General features: G+C 46.2%; 14 protein-coding genes, 1 tRNA gene, 1 other RNA gene and 1 pseudogene. 1 reads left to right on the top strand and 16 read right to left on the bottom strand.

The window, feature by feature from the left end; translation table 11 throughout:
- Window positions 1-482: 482 nt before the first annotated feature.
- From ssrA to BHE18_RS16820, 15 genes and pseudogenes are all read right to left on the bottom strand, one after another.
- Window positions 483-846, bottom strand: a transfer-messenger RNA (tmRNA) gene (gene ssrA, locus BHE18_RS16755).
- 137 nt (window positions 847-983) lie between these two features.
- Window positions 984-1,457 carry an SsrA-binding protein SmpB gene (gene smpB / locus BHE18_RS16760; RefSeq protein ID WP_032086610.1) on the bottom strand — a complete coding sequence of 158 codons (474 nt, stop codon included), beginning with the start codon at window positions 1,455-1,457 and terminating at the stop codon, window positions 984-986.
- Window positions 1,458-1,800: 343 nt separating this feature from the next.
- A complete protein-coding gene (gene rnr, locus BHE18_RS16765; RefSeq protein WP_071619673.1) occupies window positions 1,801-4,128 on the bottom strand; it encodes a ribonuclease R in 2,328 nt (775 codons plus the stop codon).
- Window positions 4,129-4,155: 27 nt separating this feature from the next.
- Complete coding sequence (locus BHE18_RS16770) at window positions 4,156-4,902, bottom strand: alpha/beta hydrolase (RefSeq protein ID WP_058299643.1); 747 nt, start codon at window positions 4,900-4,902, stop codon at window positions 4,156-4,158.
- A 603-nt stretch (window positions 4,903-5,505) separates the two neighbouring features.
- Complete coding sequence (gene secG / locus BHE18_RS16775) at window positions 5,506-5,733, bottom strand: preprotein translocase subunit SecG (protein ID WP_071619674.1); 228 nt, start codon at window positions 5,731-5,733, stop codon at window positions 5,506-5,508.
- A 616-nt stretch (window positions 5,734-6,349) separates the two neighbouring features.
- Complete coding sequence (gene eno / locus BHE18_RS16780; protein ID WP_071619675.1) at window positions 6,350-7,642, bottom strand: phosphopyruvate hydratase; 1,293 nt, start codon at window positions 7,640-7,642, stop codon at window positions 6,350-6,352.
- Window positions 7,603-7,831 (bottom strand): annotated as a pseudogene (locus BHE18_RS23655) (hypothetical protein). The gene eno and the pseudogene BHE18_RS23655 overlap by 40 nt, the downstream one beginning before the upstream one ends.
- A 22-nt stretch (window positions 7,832-7,853) precedes the next feature.
- Window positions 7,854-9,389, bottom strand: coding sequence for a 2,3-bisphosphoglycerate-independent phosphoglycerate mutase (gene gpmI / locus BHE18_RS16785; protein ID WP_071619676.1), 1,536 nt, complete (start codon window positions 9,387-9,389; stop codon window positions 7,854-7,856).
- Window positions 9,382-10,143, bottom strand: coding sequence for a triose-phosphate isomerase (tpiA, locus tag BHE18_RS16790; RefSeq protein ID WP_071619677.1), 762 nt, complete (start codon window positions 10,141-10,143; stop codon window positions 9,382-9,384). The genes gpmI and tpiA overlap by 8 nt, the downstream gene beginning before the upstream one ends.
- A gap of 41 nt (window positions 10,144-10,184) precedes the next feature.
- Window positions 10,185-11,369, bottom strand: a complete 1,185-nt coding sequence (locus BHE18_RS16795) for a phosphoglycerate kinase (RefSeq protein WP_071619678.1) — start codon at window positions 11,367-11,369, stop codon at window positions 10,185-10,187.
- A 177-nt stretch (window positions 11,370-11,546) separates the two neighbouring features.
- Window positions 11,547-12,554, bottom strand: coding sequence for a type I glyceraldehyde-3-phosphate dehydrogenase (gap, locus tag BHE18_RS16800; protein WP_071619679.1), 1,008 nt, complete (start codon window positions 12,552-12,554; stop codon window positions 11,547-11,549).
- A 39-nt stretch (window positions 12,555-12,593) separates the two neighbouring features.
- A complete protein-coding gene (locus BHE18_RS16805; RefSeq protein WP_071619680.1) occupies window positions 12,594-13,634 on the bottom strand; it encodes a sugar-binding transcriptional regulator in 1,041 nt (346 codons plus the stop codon).
- Window positions 13,635-13,859: 225 nt separating this feature from the next.
- On the bottom strand, window positions 13,860-14,105 hold the full coding sequence (locus BHE18_RS16810; protein ID WP_071619681.1) for a glutaredoxin family protein: 246 nt from the start codon (window positions 14,103-14,105) through the stop codon (window positions 13,860-13,862).
- Window positions 14,106-14,536: 431 nt separating this feature from the next.
- Complete coding sequence (gene rpoN, locus BHE18_RS16815) at window positions 14,537-15,856, bottom strand: RNA polymerase factor sigma-54 (protein WP_071619682.1); 1,320 nt, start codon at window positions 15,854-15,856, stop codon at window positions 14,537-14,539.
- Window positions 15,857-16,336: 480 nt separating this feature from the next.
- Window positions 16,337-16,408, bottom strand: a tRNA-Arg gene (locus BHE18_RS16820).
- 244 nt (window positions 16,409-16,652) lie between these two features.
- Between BHE18_RS16820 and clpP the strand changes: the two genes are divergently transcribed.
- On the top strand, window positions 16,653-17,249 hold the full coding sequence (gene clpP / locus BHE18_RS16825) for an ATP-dependent Clp endopeptidase proteolytic subunit ClpP (RefSeq protein WP_032086625.1): 597 nt from the start codon (window positions 16,653-16,655) through the stop codon (window positions 17,247-17,249).
- A 337-nt stretch (window positions 17,250-17,586) separates the two neighbouring features.
- Here clpP and BHE18_RS16830 read toward each other — a convergent pair whose 3' ends face one another.
- On the bottom strand, window positions 17,587-17,844 hold the full coding sequence (locus BHE18_RS16830) for an HPr family phosphocarrier protein (RefSeq protein WP_071619683.1): 258 nt from the start codon (window positions 17,842-17,844) through the stop codon (window positions 17,587-17,589).
- Window positions 17,845-17,862: the final 18 nt, after the last annotated feature.

The following is a 17,862-nucleotide window of genomic DNA, read 5'->3' on the forward strand; positions in this document are numbered from 1 at the left end:
CCCTTCGGTACTTAATTCGAGGTCATGCATGACACTCTCTATCGTACCAAGGGGGCTTTTTTTATGCACATCGCAAAAACTTCGATATAAACGCAATTTACTTTATAACAGGAATGCTCCTCGTCGCATGCGCTCCTGCGGGTTAGAAAAGCGGAAGGGCTTTGGTCAGAGGCGGGTGGCATAAGGCGAATCGTCCACGAGGCGATCTTTGCCTTCTTGGGCGAGTTGACTTATGACATGTGCCTCTAAGCCCTGGAGCTGGACAGGTCTCACCTGTTTCGCTTTCCCCGCAGGAGTCTTCGTCTTTTACTCCAATCAAACGCTAGAAAAGGCTAAAATTCCATTATATTTTTGAACAAATTAAAAACTCGAACTAATTTGCCACAGGGTGTGCAAAATAGTTCGAGTTTTACTCAGTCTAAACACTCTTGTCCCAGCTTCTTGAATTTTTTGAACAAAATAAAAACCACCAAATATGTATTTGGTGGAGACGGTGGGAATCGAACCCACGTCCAGAAACATCGGCACTTAGGCGTCTACGAGCGTAGTCGATATATTCGCGAGTTCACTGCAATTTCTGCCTATCGACGGGCGTCCATGCAGCTAGTCTGATTAATCTCTTCCTTCATCCTCAGACGGTGGAATCCGGCGTAGCCTACTAAGAGTGAGTCCCTTACCCTACCACATAGGCGATGGAGGGAGGAACAGCTAAAGCGCTATTACGCTGCTAAAGCTAGGTTATTGTTTGATTTGCCAGTTATTATTGGCTTTGACGTTTTAACGTAGACGATCCCTACGGCTCGCGACCCAAGCTCGAACTATCCCTGTCGAATCCGTAACGTCCCCATGATATAAAGGGAAGAACGGGAAGAATAAGTTCAATCTGGTCACTTATTCAATTGTTCTTGCTGCCGCTTGATTACCTCGCGACATCTATTATTATAACAAATCTACAGCAGAATGCAATTGTAAGATTCCGGAAATCAGTACGTTCCCTTTTGTCTTTGTGCCAATTCACGCTGGATTGAACGATTTGCTTCTTTGCGTTTCAGGTCTTCACGCTTATCATACTTCTTCTTACCTTTGGCAAGGCCGATGAGAAGTTTTGCTACACCATTTTTAATATAGAGCTTCAATGGTACGAGCGAGTAGCCTGCTTCCTTCGTTTCACCGATCAGCTTGCTGATCTGTTTTTTGTGCAGCAGGAGCTTTCGCGTCCTCAGCGGTTCGTGGTTGTAGCGGTTCCCCTGTTCATACGGGCTGATGTGCATGTTGTGAACGAAGACTTCGCCGTTTCTGATGCGTGCGAATGAATCCTTCAGGTTCACGCGTCCGGCACGGATGGCTTTGATTTCGGTCCCCTGGAGGACGAGTCCCGCTTCGTATGTTTCTTCGACTGTAAAGTCATGGCGTGCTTTTTTGTTTTGGGCAATGAGTTTGCCTTCTCCCTTTGGCATGTGGATCCCCTCTTTTCTCTTTCTGTCGTGCTTTTTATTATCTCATATTTTGGTGAAGATTTGTATGAAAAGGAAAGGAGCAAAGGATTAGCTTTGCTCACATGTTATTTGTATTCGGTTCTTTATACCGCTTTTGATTTCCGTGCAGGACTACGCTTTCCGCGGGCGGTTGGTGAGCCTCCTCGTCGCTGCGCTCCTGCGGGGTCTCACCTAACTCGCTTCTCCCGCAGGAGTCTTCGTCCTGCACTCCAATCAAAAGCTGGAAGGAACAGATAAACAACACAATCCTCTTTCAAAGTAAAGCTTCATTAAATCTACTCTTATCAATCATATAACAAAAAGCCTACTTCTTCTTTTTACGTTTGCTGCGTGGGGCGTTTTCGTAGTGTTTTTTGTTTTTCTTTTTCTTTTTGTTGTTTTTTGGCGGTCGGGTTGACCATTCTCCGTCTTCTTTTTTACGTGACGGGGATTTGCTTTTTCCGCTTTCTGAGCGGAAGGTGCGGGATTCTGCCGGCCTTTCCCTTCGGTTGTTTTTCATGCCGACGATTTCGAAGTCGATGGCGCGTTCGTCTTTGTTGACGCTGACGACGCGAATTGTGATTTCGTCACCGATGCGGAAGACGTTGCCTGTCCGCTCGCCGATCATGGCGAGGTGCCGCTCGTCGAAGCGGTAGTAATCGTCTGTCATGTAGCTGACATGGACAAGACCTTCAATCGTGTTAGGCAGTTCAACGAACATCCCGAAGTTCGTGACAGAAGAGATGATACCGTCGTACTCTTCCCCTACTTTGTCTTCCATGTACTCTGCTTTTTTTAGTTCATCCGTTTCGCGCTCTGCGTCAACGGCACGGCGCTCGCGGCTTGAAGTATGCTGCGCGATATTGCCCATTTGCGCTCCCCATTTATCACGGGTCGCCTGATCGATTTTCCCTTCAATCAGGTACGTTCTGATCAGACGGTGGACGATCAGGTCAGGGTAACGGCGGATCGGCGATGTGAAATGAGTGTAGAACTCTGTCGCCAGTCCAAAGTGACCGAGGCTTTCAGGATCGTATTTCGCCTGCTGCATTGAACGGAGCATCATCGTCGATACAACCATTTCCTCAGATTTACCCTGTACGTCTTCAATGATTTCCTGAAGGGCTCGCGGGTGTACAGAATTGGCTGTGCCTTTTACAATCAATCCGAAGTTCGTGATGAACTCGAAGAAGCGCTGCAGCTTGTCTTCTTTCGGATCTTCGTGGATACGGTAAATGAACGGTACTTCCATCCAGTGGAAATGTTCCGCCACCGTTTCGTTGGCTGCGAGCATGAATTCTTCGATCAGTTTTTCTGCAACGGAACGTTCACGCAGGACGACATCCGTCGGTTCACCTTCATCATCGACAAGGACTTTTGCTTCTTTGAAATCAAAGTCGATGGCGCCGCGTTTCATCCGTTTTGTACGGAGGATCTGGGCAAGGTCTTCCATTTGCTCGAACATCGGCACCAGCGGCTCATAATGTTTACGAAGCTCTTCGTCTTTGTCGACAAGAATTTTATTTACATCAGAGTACGTCATTCTTTCCGTGGTCTTGATCACACTCTGGAAGATTTCGTGTTTAACGACATCCCCATCCGGAGAGATTTCCATGTCACAGGAAAGTGTCAGACGGTCCACCTGCGGATTCAATGAACAGATTCCGTTTGAGAGGCGGTGCGGGATCATCGGGATGACCCGGTCTACGAGGTATACACTCGTTCCGCGGTCAAATGCTTCCTGATCGATCGGAGAGCTTTCTTTTACATAGTAGGTGACATCGGCGATATGTACTCCGAGCTTGTAATTGCCGTTGTCGAGCTTTGTCACCGTGACTGCATCATCCAGGTCTTTGGCATCTGCTCCGTCAATCGTAACGATGGTCTGGTCACGGAGGTCCCTTCTGTTCGGTATCTCCGATTCGTCGATCGTATCCGGTACATTATTGGCCTGTTCCATCACTTCTTCCGGAAACTCGACCGTGATGCCGTGTTTATGAATGATTGAAAGGATATCGACACCGGGATCATTTTTATGACCGAGGATTTCAATAACTTCCCCTTCTGCACTCTTCCGGCCTTCAGGATAAGCCGTCAGCTTCACGACAACCTTATGGCCTTCAATCGCTCCTTTTTGAGCGGATTTTGGAATGAAAATGTCGCTTGCAAATTTCTTATCATCCGGGATGACAAATCCGAAGTGTTTGCTTTGTGTGAACGTACCGACCATCTGATCGACACCGCGTTCAACAATACGGACAATGGTCCCTTCCCGCCTTGAACCCGACGAGTTCGACGACACACGTACAAGGACGATGTCCCCGTGCATCGCGTTGTTTGTTTCATTCGGAGGGATGAAGATATCATCCATGCCCGATTCCTCAGGTATGACGAAAGCGAATCCTTTCGCATGGGCGGAAACCTTTCCTCTTACCAGATTCATTTTTTCCGGCAGACCATACCGGTTGCTGCGGGTACGCACCACTAGACCCTTCTCTTCCATCACGACAAGCGCCTTTACAAAATCCTTGAAATTGGTGGAGCCCTCGATTCCGAATGCTTCCTCCAGCTCTTGTACCGTCAGCGGCTTATAGGCCTCATCTCTCATGTAGGAAAGGAGTTTATCCACATGCTCTTTAATATTTTCGTCCATGACAATCCCTCCTGCTCTTGCTATTCATTAAACAGTCCAATCCAATTTTTCAAGGAAATTGTACACATCTTCATGAAGCTGTTCTTTTTCCTTATCCAGTGTAATGACATGACCCGATTCTTCGTACCATTTTAAGTCCTTTTCGTCCGATTCAACGTTATCATATATAATGTTGGCAGAATCGGTATTAATCATGTGATCATGTCTTGCCTGTACGACAAATGTCGGTGAATAGATCATATCGACATTCCCGCGTACATCGGCAATCAGTTCCTGAAGAGCTTTCAGTGTGTTCATCGGTGTCTTCTTGAACTCTTCTATTTCCTTTTCAATTTGATCTTCCTGTTTTCCTTCAAATTTCTTAAATTCGCGGGCGTATTCCACGACCCCTTTATACATGACTTCTTCACTTTTTATATACATAGGCGCACACATTGGTACAATACCCTTTACAGGTACAGTGTAACCTAATTTCAAGGAAAATACCCCACCCAATGACAGTCCTGCAACGGCGATTTCTTCATAGCCTTTATCCTTCAAGTGCTGATATCCGTTCATGACATCCTGCCACCAGTCTTCAGGGCCTGTATGAACCAATTCTTCAGGCGGTACACCATGACCTTTATAATGAGGTGCGTGTGAAGAGTAGCCTTTCTTTTCGAGATAGCGGCCGAGCATCCTCACATCTGCCGAGTTTCCAGTGAATCCGTGCAGCAGCAGAACGGCTCTCGGGCCTGCTTCAAATGTAAATGGTTTTGGTAAAACGGTCTTCATTTATATGAACTCCTTTTCTCTGAATTTAAACAAACGATTGATTAACTCCTCCGATCATTGATACAGCAGACTTCATCGGTTTAAACGATTGTTTAAAAGATTTGTGTATGTAATGGGATTTCGGTTTGTTTTTTTAAACAAACGTTTGATTAAGATTGGCAAACCCTTGATGCGTATGGGTTCGATGAGTTAAACGATCGTTTAAATGGTTTACTCTTTATTTTTAGCAAATATGCTGGTTATAATCCAATATTTCGGTTTATAAACCGCAGTTGATTTCCGTGCAAGACTTCGCTTTCCGCGGGTAGCCCGTGAGCCCCGATAATTCTTTATCTGACTGGTAACTGTCCAGCTACAGGGCTTAGAGGCACATGACATAAGCCAAACCGACCAAGAAGGCAAAGAACGCCCTCATGGCCGAATCATCTTTTGCCACCCGCCTCCTGAGCAAAGCCCTTCCGCTTTTCTGGCAGGAGTCTTCGTCTTGCACTCCAATCAACTGCTGGAACCTATAATATGACTGAACCAGCATTATTTTTGTAAGAAATTTACTAACTCTACAAAAATAAAAAAACCTGACCTTATTAGAGATCAGGTTTTGTATTATATCGCAACGATTGCAGTTGTTAGAACAAAGAATAATACGGCCAACACGATCGTGATCCGGTGTAATACCAAGTCGATACCGCGTGCTTTCTGTTTTCCGAAAAGCTGTTCTGCACCACCAGAGATGGCCCCTGAAAGTCCAGCACTCTTACCTGATTGAAGTAAAACAATAGCGATAAGTGCGATTGAATCAATGATAAGCAAAGTGACTAATAAAGCGTGCATGAGTCCCACCTCCTGATACGAACATTACAACATTCTTAGTTTACCATAGGGACATGGTACGGACAAGGTAATATTCGCATAATTGTGGAAAGTGTTGGGTTCGGAGAGGCGTTGGATTCAATTCGGGCCGGGATGAAGCCTATATCTGTGAGAAACAGGACAGCTAAAACAGACAAATTGAGGTTTTGAGAATTTAGGTTTTGGTAATTTGGCAGGCAGATTAGAATAATTCTAAGTGGCTCATAAAAATGAAAAGTGGCTTGTAAATCAGGGATTTGGCTCGTATTTTTCAAAAGTGGCCCGTAAATCACAAAAGTGGCTTGAAAAGTTAAACATGTGGATCGAAAACCTCTTCACGAAGGATTTCGCATATGAATAGCCCCAGTCTGAACTCCTGAATTTGTTCTTTAAAAGACTAATTTGTCTATTTTCCATAAAAAAATAGTCAAAACGAATGCATTAAGAAGATAAACCGCTTCTTCAGCTGCTGATAAGTCTCCCGCCCTACCCGAACGAACACTCAGTCCGGCAGCAAGCATCACGCGACACCCCATAACAGAAAAAAAACAGCCCCGTCACCAAACAGGGCTGTTTCCTATCACTAATCTCAAATCAATTAGCGCTTAACGTTATAAAAAGTTTTCACACCAAGGTATTGTGCAGTGTGTGCCAATTGGTCTTCGATGCGAAGCAATTGGTTGTATTTCGCTACACGGTCTGTACGTGATGGTGCACCAGTCTTGATTTGGCCGGCGTTTGTCGCCACTGCGATGTCAGCGATTGTGCTGTCTTCTGTTTCACCAGAACGGTGGGAGATGACTGCAGTGTAGCCTGCGCGCTTCGCCATTTCGATTGCATCGAATGTTTCAGTAAGTGTACCGATTTGGTTCACTTTGATCAGGATGGAGTTACCGATACCCTGCTCGATACCTTGAGCAAGCTTGTTTGTGTTTGTTACAAACAAGTCGTCTCCGACAAGCTGAACTTTGTTTCCGATGCGGTCAGTAAGAAGTTTGAAACCTTCCCAGTCGTTTTCGTCAAGACCGTCTTCAATTGAGATGATTGGGTATTTGTCGCACATCTCAGCATACCAGTCAACCATTTCAGCAGACGTACGAACAACGCCTTCACCAGAAAGATGGTATTTACCGTCTTCTTTGTTGTAGATTTCAGAAGCTGCAACGTCCATCGCAAGAAGAATTTCTTCGCCTGGCTTGTAGCCTGCATTTTCGATAGCTTCGATGATTGTAGAAAGTGCTTCTTCGTTTGACTTAAGGTTAGGAGCGAATCCGCCTTCGTCACCTACAGCCGTGTTGTAGCCTTTAGATTTAAGAACTGATTTCAGGCTGTGGAAGATTTCAGCACCCATGCGAAGTCCTTCTTTGAAAGTAGGAGCTCCTACAGGCATGATCATGAATTCCTGGATGTCAACGTTGTTGTCAGCGTGCTCTCCGCCGTTGACGATGTTCATCATTGGAACTGGAAGCTGCTTGGAGTTGAATCCGCCAAGGTATTGGTATAGTTCTACTCCGAAGAAGTCAGCCGCTGCGCGTGCAACAGCCATGGAAACACCAAGGATTGCGTTAGCACCTAATTTACCTTTGTTTTCTGTACCGTCAAGCGCGATCATCGCCTGGTCGATCGCCACTTGTTCAGTTACGTCGTAACCGATGATTTCTTCAGCGATTTCGTTGTTAACGTTGTCGACTGCTTTTTGGACACCTTTACCAAGGTAGCGGCCTTTGTCGCCGTCGCGAAGTTCTACTGCTTCGTATTCACCAGTAGATGCTCCGGATGGAACAAGCGCGCGTCCGAAAGCGCCTGATTGAGTGTAAACTTCTACTTCGATTGTTGGGTTACCGCGTGAATCTAGTACTTCACGTGCGTATACGTCTGTAATGAATGGCATAAAAATAACTCTCCTTTATAGTTAGGTTTTCGTATAAAATCAATTTGTTTTACAACCCTGAACTCCGCAGTTGATTTCCGTGCAAGACTTCGCTTTCCGCGGGTAGCCCGTGAGCCTCCTCGGCTTCGCCTCCGGGGTCTCACATAAGCTACTCTTCCCGCAGGAGTCTTCGTCTTGCACTCCAATCAACTGCTGGAAACGGTAAAAACAATTATTTTCTAATCAAAGATTTTCCGGTCATTTCTTTCGGCAGATCCACGTTTAATAGATCAAGCATCGTCGGAGCTAGGTCTCCCAGGATACCGCCGTCGCGGAGTTCGATTCCTTCTTTTGTGACGATGACAGGAACCGGATTCGTTGTGTGGGCGGTCATCGGCTTGCCTTCTTCGGTAAGGACTTCGTCAGCGTTGCCGTGATCGGCCGTGATGATGGCCGTTCCGCCTTTTTTCTCGATGAGGTCGATGATTTTGCCGAGACATTCATCGACTGTTTCGACTGCCTTGATCGTCGGTTCAAGCATTCCGGAGTGGCCGACCATGTCAGGGTTTGCGAAGTTCAGGATGATCGCATCGTGATTGTCTGCTTCGATTTCGGCGAGCAAAGCATCTGTCACTTCATAGGCGCTCATCTCAGGCTGAAGGTCATAGGTTGCCACTTTCGGTGAATCGATCAGGATCCGCTTTTCGCCCGGGAATTCATTTTCACGGCCGCCGCTCATGAAGAACGTGACGTGAGGATATTTTTCCGTTTCGGCGATGCGAAGCTGTTTCAAACCGTTTTGAGACAGAACTTCACCGAGCGTGTTATCCAGGTTCGTAGGTTTGAAGGCAACGAAGCCGTCCACCGTTTCGCTGAATTTTGTCAGGCACACGAAGTGAAGGTTCTTCGGATGCTTATCGCCGCGTACGAAGTAGCGGAAATCTTCGTTCGTGAATGTATTTGAAATCTGAATGGCACGGTCCGGACGGAAGTTGTAGAAGATGACGGCATCTTCGTCCTTGATCGTTGCGACCGGCTCTCCATTTTCTTTTGTGATGACAGAAGGAAGCACGAATTCATCGTAGATTCCTTTTTCATATGAATCGTTGATCAGCTGCATCGGATCTGTGTAATCAGGGCCTTCACCGTACACCATCGCACGATAGGACTTTTCCACACGCTCCCAGCGTTTGTCACGATCCATTGAGTAATAGCGTCCGGAAATCGTGGCGAATTGACCGACGCCGATTTCCTTCATTTTCGCTTCTGCTTCTTCGATGTATTTCGGTGCTGTCTGCGGTCCGACGTCTCGTCCGTCAAGGAACGCATGCACATAGACTTTCTCGACGCCTTCCTGTGCCGCTAAGCCGAGGAGTGCGTATAAGTGTTCGATGTGGCTGTGTACGCCGCCGTCTGACAACAACCCGAAGACATGCAGGGCTGTCCCTTTTTCCTTCACATGGTTGATGGCATCAAGGAAGGTTGCATTCGTTTCGAATTCGCCTTCACGGATTGCAAGGTTTACGCGGGTCAGACTCTGATATACAATGCGGCCTGCACCGATGTTTAAGTGCCCCACTTCGGAGTTCCCCATCTGTCCTTCAGGAAGGCCGACCGCTTCACCGGATGCCGTCAACTGGTTATGAGGGTACTTTTTCCACAAGCGGTCGAAATTCGGTTTCTTGGCCTGTGCAACAGCATTTCCTTCGTTCGTGTCGCGGCATGCAAAGCCGTCTAAGATGATTAAAGCTGTTGGTGACTTACTCATGTGAACCTGCCTCCAGTAGCTGAAGGAACGATTGAGGTTCCAGGCTTGCGCCGCCTACCAGAGCCCCATCGATGTCGGATTGAGCCATATATTCTTTGATGTTGTTCGGCTTTACGCTTCCGCCGTACTGTACGCGTACAGAATCTGCTGCAGCCTGCGAGAATTCACTTGCCACGACTTGACGGATGTGGGCACATACTTCGTTGGCATCTTCTGAAGTGGAAGATTTGCCTGTTCCGATTGCCCAGATTGGTTCGTAAGCGATGACTGTCTTCTTGACTTGATCTTCAGTAAGACCGGCAAGAGCTTTTTTCACCTGGGATCCGACAAGATCCTTTGTTTCATTGTTTTCACGCTGTTCCAATGTTTCACCGACACACACGATCGGAGTCAGGTTGTGCTTGAATGCAGCAAGAGTTTTCTTGTTTACGGACTCATCTGTTTCATTGAACATTTCACGGCGCTCTGAGTGCCCGATGATCACGTATTCAACACCCATGTCAGCTAGTGCGACAGGGCTTACTTCGCCAGTGAAGGCTCCGTTTTCTTCGAAGTGCATGGTTTGTGCACCGATTGCCACCTTGCTGTCTTTTGTCTGTTCAACCAGGCTTTCTAAAAATAGAGCCGGTGCACAGATGACAGAGTCGACTTTATCTGTGTCAGGAACCAAACCTTTTACTTCTTCAGTGAAAGTCTTTGCTTCTGATGCCGTTTTGTTCATTTTCCAGTTTCCTGCAATGATGGGCTTACGCATAGTGCTCATCCTTTCTTGGCTATCATTGTATTTTTGCTGAATTATTTATCGTTAAGGGCTGTAACACCAGGAAGTTCTTTACCTTCCATGAACTCAAGGGATGCGCCTCCGCCTGTAGAGATATGACTCATCTTGTCAGCATAGCCGAATTTTTCAACAGCTGCTGCAGAGTCACCGCCGCCGATGACAGAGTATGTATCTGTCGCATCGGCCAACGCCTCAGCTACGGCTTTCGTTCCGTTCGCAAATGCATCGAGTTCGAATACACCCATAGGTCCGTTCCAGATGACAAGCTTACTATCCTTGATTGTCGCTTGGAATAATTCCCTTGTCTTAGGACCGATATCAAGTGCTTCCCAATCAGACGGGATCGAATCGATGGCCACTTCTTTTTTATTAGCGTCGTTTGAGAAGTCATCAGCAACGACTACATCGACAGGCATAAGGAATTTAACGCCTTTTTCTTCAGCTTTTTTCATGAATTGCTTTGCAAGGTCAATTTTATCTTCTTCTAAAAGGGATTTCCCAACTTCGTGGCCCTGCGCTTTCACAAATGTGTAAGCAAGTCCGCCTCCGATGATCAGGTTGTCCACTTTATCTAACAAGTTATCGATGACACCGATTTTGTCTTTGACTTTCGCTCCGCCGATGATCGCAGTGAATGGACGCTCAGGAGTTGAAAGTGCTTTGCCAAGTACTTCAAGCTCTTTTTCCATCAATAATCCTGCGACAGCCGGAAGATGCTTTGCCACACCTTCAGTTGAAGCGTGCGCGCGGTGGGCTGCACCGAATGCATCGTTCACATAAAGATCCGCAAGTGCCGCGAATTCTTTTGCAAGTTCAGGGTCATTCTTTGTTTCGCCGGCATAGAAACGCACGTTTTCAAGAACGAGTACATCACCGTCAGCCATTTCGCTGATTTTGGATTGTACGTTTTCTCCGTATGCTTCGTCTGCTTTTACTACGTTCTTTCCAAGCAGTTCGGAAAGTCTCTCCGCTACCGGTGTCAAACGAAGTTCTTCCACTACTTCACCCTTAGGACGGCCCAAGTGACTCGCCAGGATGACTTTCGCTCCGCCTTCCACCAGATACTTGATTGTTGGAAGTGCAGCCTGGATACGGGTTTCATCCGTGATTTTGCCTTCTGACATCGGTACGTTGAAGTCGACACGGCAAAATACGCGTTTCCCTTTTACATCAACATCTTTGATTGATTTTTTATTCATCGTAAAAGGCCTCCTTTTGTGTTTCTTTTCATAATGAAAAGAAAATTCAGTATAGGAACAAGAAAAAGGGAGTGGGGAATCTTCCCCGCTCCCCTTCATCCCTTTCCATTATAGAGGGTGGGACAGAATTTATCCATCCTCACCGTGCTGATAATGTCAATTTACATTAATGTCGGATTAAAGACCTTTAGAAGCGATGTAATCAACAAGGTCAACTACGCGGTTAGAGTATCCGCTCTCGTTGTCATACCAAGAGATGACTTTCACCATGTTGTCTTCCATTACCATAGTAGATAATGCATCGATTGTTGAAGAAGCAGGGCTTCCGTTGTAGTCAGTTGATACTAATGGCTCTTCGCTGTAAGCAAGAACTCCTTTAAGATCGCCTTCAGCAGCTTCTTTGAATGCTGCGTTTACTTCTTCAGCAGTAACGTTCTTGTCTAGTTCAGCAACAAGGTCAACAAGTGAAACGTTTGGAGTCGGTACACGTACTGCTCCACCGTTCAATTTGCCTTTCAGTTCAGGAAGAACTAGTGATACAGCCTTCGCAGCACCCGTAGTTGTAGGGATGATGTTCTCAGCTGCCGCACGAGCACGACGGTAGTCTTTATGCGGAAGATCAAGGATTTGCTGATCGTTAGTGTAAGAGTGGATTGTTGTCATCATACCACGCTTGATTCCGAACTTGTCGTTAAGGACTTTCGCGAATGGAGCCAGGCAGTTAGTTGTACAAGATGCGTTAGAGATCACGTTGTGGTTCTCTGCATCGTACTTGTCTTCGTTAACACCCATAACAACTGTGATGTCTTCATCTGTTGCAGGAGCAGAGATGATAACTTTCTTCGCACCGGCTTCAAGGTGTTTCGCAGCGTCTGCACGCTTTGTGAAACGGCCAGTTGATTCAACAACCACTTCTACACCAAGGTCGCCCCAGCCAAGTTGAGCAGGATCGCGCTCAGCAAGTACTTTTACTTTTTTATCGCCGATAACAAGAGTGTCACCGTCAACAGTTACTTTCTCTTCAAGAGTTCCGTGAACTGTATCATATTGTAAAAGGTGAGCAAGCATGTTTGCATCAGTCAAGTCGTTGACTGCCACTACCTCTACGTTATCGTTTTTAAGTGCTGCACGGAATACGTTACGTCCGATACGTCCAAATCCGTTAATACCAATTTTAGTTGCCATAATATTATTTCCTCCTTTAGTGTGTGTAAGGATGATTTTTTATATTTCAAAAGGCCTAAAGCCTTTTAAAAGCTCTTTCGCTGCTCCTTCATCCGTGATCAGGATGGTTGAAGAGGGAGCACTCTTTAAATATGCCCGGATCGCTTTCGCTTTCGAGCTGCCGCCGGCAACCGCAAACACATGATTGATATGCTTCAGGTCTTCAAGCTGGAGTCCGATGGTGGGCACTTTATGTACCACTTCCCCCGACTCATCGAAATAATAGCCGAACGCTTCACCGACAGCGTGACCCGCCGTGATTTTTTCAAAATCATCCGGTGACGTCTTGCGCCTTTCAGCCATTGTGATAGCATCTCCAATTCCATGAAGGACCATGTTCGCCGACTTGATTAAATTCAAGACCTCTTTGATCACCGGTTCCGTCAAAAAGGATTTGTAGACTTCTTTACTCACCTGATCGGGAACATACAACACGCGGTGGCGCAGCCCTGTATGCTCTGCCATCTTCGCACAGATCGTATTGGCCTGGTTCTTCACATCTTCCCCGATTCCGCCCCGTGCAGGAACGAACAGCGTGTCGGATCCGGAAAAGTCGGGTGTCAGCATTTCTGCGACAGCCGCCATCGTAGAACCGCCGGTCACAGCGATGATATTATTCCCCTCAAGGCGCTGTTTTATACTAAAAGCAGACGCACGCCCCAATTCTTCCTTTACCCAGGGAGACTCATCACTATTCCCGGGAACGATGACAATTTCATTAAGATTGAGTAAAGACTGTAATCTTTTCTCCATTTCATTGATTCCCGAGATCTCTCTCATCATGTTTTCAATCCTGTCGAGGAGCTTCATGCCGTTTTCTGTCATGATCATCCCGGACGTCTTGATCGAGATGAGGTCCTGATTCTTCAGGAATTCCACTTCACTTCTCAGCACCCGTTCCGTCAACCCGAGGTTCTGCGCCAGGCTCCTGCGGCCGACCGGCTGTAAGAATTGAATCGAACGGAGAATCTGATGCCTCTTTTGCATAACTTCAAGCAGGTCGGGTAATAATCGCTTTTGTATATCTATAATGGATTCCATCGGTAAAAGCTCCTTACATGGAGTGAGTGAGTGCCACTTTATAGTAATTCCACAATGGAACGGGCGTTAAACGCAGGCTTCCATTGGTTGATGAAAATGCGGCATATGCCCGTTGGACTCTAAAAGTCCCGCATAGACATATTATGTCCCACTGTCTCCAAAAAAAATTCATCCCTGCTTTCAACGTCAATTCTATCAGTATAGAAATCGCATTTCAACTGGAAACTACTGAGTTTTTTGATGTAAACGTTTACTCAGTGTAAAATAGTCAATTTGCCCGTACTGAATGATTTCACCTTCATATTCCACCACCGGGATCATCAATCCGAACCGCTCCGTCAGCTCGTCACTCTCGTCGATATCCTTCTCGATGATCTCGAATTTCAAGTCCTCCTGGACGAGTTTCAGATTCAGTTTCGCATCGGTGCAAAGATGGCATTGGTTTCTGGTGTAGAAGATGACTGGGTTCATTGGTTTGCTCCTCCGTTTTGGGTGGATTTTGGTTGGGTTGTTTGCTGGATGGGTGTACCTGGTACAATTTCGGTTCGGTGTACCTAAGAAGATTGTACCTGATACAACCTCGGTCCGTGTACCTGGTACAGGTTGCGGTGATTGTACCAGGTACAAATCCATCTGTTTGTACCTGGTACAACCGATAATACTATATATGACCGCTGGGTGGAAATGGTTTGGGCGTGTGACCTTATGCGCGAAATTTGTCGGATTCTCCCGAATTGTCGGTAATTCATAATAAATTGTTGGTAAACAGCAGGAATTGTTGGTAACTCTCTTGAAATTGTTGGAAAGCCCGAAGAATTGTTGGTAAATTCTATTTTTGGTTGGTATCCCCAAAAGATTGTCCTCAATCCCTCGGACTTCCCCCAAATTCCACAATTCGTCCGCTATTCATACCGCTTCCTCATCGTAGACGAAGAAATCCCGAGCTGATCGCGATATTTGGCGATCGTCCGGCGCGAGACGTCGAAGCCTTTATCGATGAGCATATTGACGATTTTCTGATCGGACAGCGGTTTTTTCTTATCTTCTTCATCTACCAGGCGCTGTAATTCATTTTTGATTGCGGTGGAGGAAGCCGCTCCACTGTCTTCCGAGTTCAGTGTTTTGATGGCGGCACTGAAGAAGTACTTCATTTCATAGATGCCATATGGCGTCTGCATATACTTACCCTTGACCGCCCGGCTGACAGTAGATTCATGGACCCCCGCTTCATCGGCCACTTCCTTAAGCGTCAGCGGCTGCAGACCGGCCGGCCCTTCCAAAAAGAATGATTTCTGCTTTTCGACGATCAATTTCCCTACTTTTAAAATCGTTTGTTTCCTCTGCCTCAGGCTTTGGAGAAGCCATTGGAATTCCTGATCCTTCTCCCTCAGATAACGAACGGTTTCCTTATCGGGGTGATGCTCGAGGAAATCCTTGTATTCCTCATTATAGATCACCTTGACAGTCGTCCCGTCAAAAAGGGAAACAGAGACTTCATTTTCACCCGCTGTTTTCACTACCAATTCAGGGGCTATGTAATGAGAAGGTCCGTCACTGTAGAGTGCACCCGGACGTGGATTGCACTGCCGAATGAGATCTGCGGCCTTCTGTATCTCCTTCAGGTCAACTTCCAATTCCTTCACGATAACCTTCCATTTTTTCGCGGCAAAATCATCGAAATGCTCTTCGACAATCCTCCGTGCAAGCCCGGTTTCCTTTTTCCGCATTAATTGGAGGAAAATGCACTCCTGGAGGGTACGGGCCCCTATTCCGGCTGGCTCCAATTCTTGCAGACTGTCAATATAGTACTGGAGCTGAGAGGATTGAAGATCATGCCTGGAGAGGAAGTCTTCCGTTTCTATATGCAGATATCCGTTCTCATCCAGACTGTGAAACAGGTCTTTCATGATTTTAAGTTCTATGGATGAAAACGATTTCAAATCCAATTGAAGAAAAAGATGCTCTTCAAGTGTTTTCTCCGAGACTGATAGAAACTCGGTGAAATCGGTCTCATTTTTATCATCATAATAAGACTCTCCCCGGCCGGGAATGTCTGTGATGGGGTCTTCTATTTGTATGAGGGGATTCTCCAATGCTTTTGTTTCGAGGAAAGCATTCAGTTCCAACGTGGAATACTGGAGGATGGTGATGGCCTGCTTTAGCTCTTGGGTCATCTGAAGCTTTAGTTGCTGTTTCTGCCATAATCCTGTGTTCAAATTCATCCTTCTAACCTCCTCCCCTCATTTTACATGAAATTTTGGGTTACGTTAATGGAAATTGTTTGGAAGACTGGTTGTTTTATAGAATTCTATGAATTTAGCAGGTGGAAGATAGCTTTTAACCTATTAATAGAGAGAGTAATAATTAACATTGACCGTTCCTGGCGCTCCACTTTTGGTTCAAACGAAAATTCATTTCCCAAAGTATCAAGCCCTTCTGACAGGAGTAGAAAAGGTGGAGATTTTATAAGTAAATCCAATACTGGATTTTTAAATAATGGATACGCCAACTGTTTATTGGAGTGCAGGACGAAGACTCCTGCGGGAGAAGCGTGTTAGGTGAGACCCCGCAGGAGCGTATGCGAAGAGGAGGCTAACCAACCGTCCGAGGAAAGCGAAGTCCTGCACGGAAATCAACAGCGGTGTTACAACTGAAGACAAAAAAATGCCGCCGCGTTATAATAACGCAGCGGCATCTTGGTACGCCCTCGGAGGGAATCGAACCCCCATTTTAAGAACCGGAATCTTACGTGCTATCCGTTGCACCACGAGGGCATGTAAGTGATCTTGTAAAACTATCGTACGAAAGTATATTATAATGTACTTTTTTCAGGAATGCAATACGTTTTCTCTGTTTAAAAAAGGAATGGATGGGTATGATGTAGAAAGGATTACATAGTGTAAGAATCGCTGGTGCGTCAGGTTTGACCTTTATTGACCAACAGTGTATGATTACAGTACAAAGTGAATATGTATTAAATACAAATAAAAAAAAGTGTACTTTAAGGAGGAACGAAGGATGAACTTAATTCCTACAGTTATTGAACAAACGAACCGCGGCGAACGCGCATATGACATTTATTCCCGTCTGTTGAAAGACCGTGTCATCATGCTTGGAAGCGCCATCGATGATAATGTGGCGAACTCCATTGTAGCACAACTTCTATTCCTGGAGTCTGAAAATCCGGAGAAAGATATCTCCATCTATATCAACTCACCTGGTGGAAGCATCACGGCAGGTATGGCGATCTATGATACAATCCAATACATCAAGCCTGATGTACAAACAATTTGTATCGGTATGGCAGCTTCAATGGGTGCATTCCTTCTTGCAGCAGGTGCTGAAGGCAAGCGACTTGCCCTTCCGAATGCTGAAGTCATGATCCATCAGCCGCTTGGTGGAGCACAAGGTCAAGCGACGGAAATCGAAATCGCTGCGAAGCGCATTCTATTCCTTCGTGAAAAACTGAATCAGATCCTTGCAGACCGCACTGGCCAGCCGCTGGAAGTCATCGCGAAAGATACGGACCGCGACAACTTCATGACTGCCGAGCGCGCGAAGGAATACGGTTTAATCGACCGCATCATCACACGCAACGATATGAACAATAAATAATATCTTTTTTGAGAGTTTGCCCCGTCGGCTTTGGCCGCCGGGGTTTTGTTTTGCTTGGGAATGCGGCATTAGTTAGGGTCTTCTGCGAAATTCGTCAACTTATGTCGGGGAGTCGCCAGTTCGCACATATATCGGGATTTTCGTACTTAAATTCCGGATTTCGCACTTAATCAGGAATTCCGCACATAAACAGATCTGTTTCATGCTGGTTTTCTCATAGAAGCATTCTCCAAAGACGAAATCTTCACAATCAACATCAAGCCTTTTGCAATCCCGGTCCACAGAAAAAGCCGGCAGCCCCTATTGGACTGCCGGCTTTCCTCGTGTGAAGCCGACCCTATCCTTCTTTCCCTACAAACTTCTCAAGTGCCGCGATGGCTTCTTCTTCGTCGCTTCCATCCGCTGCCAGTGTTATCACAGAGCCGGTACTGATCGCCAGGCTCATGAGGCCCATGATGCTTTTGGCGTTCACTTTTTTACCGTCTTTCTCCAAGAAGATTTCCGATGAGAAGCGGTTTGCTTCCTGCACGAAAAGTGCGGCCGGGCGTGCTTGAAGACCCGTTTTCAGTTTGACTTCGACTTGTTTTTCTACCATTATCATTTCTCCCCTTTG

It is taken from the genome of Rossellomorea aquimaris (assembly GCF_001877785.1).
Lineage (GTDB): Bacteria > Bacillota > Bacilli > Bacillales > Bacillaceae_B > Rossellomorea > Rossellomorea aquimaris_A.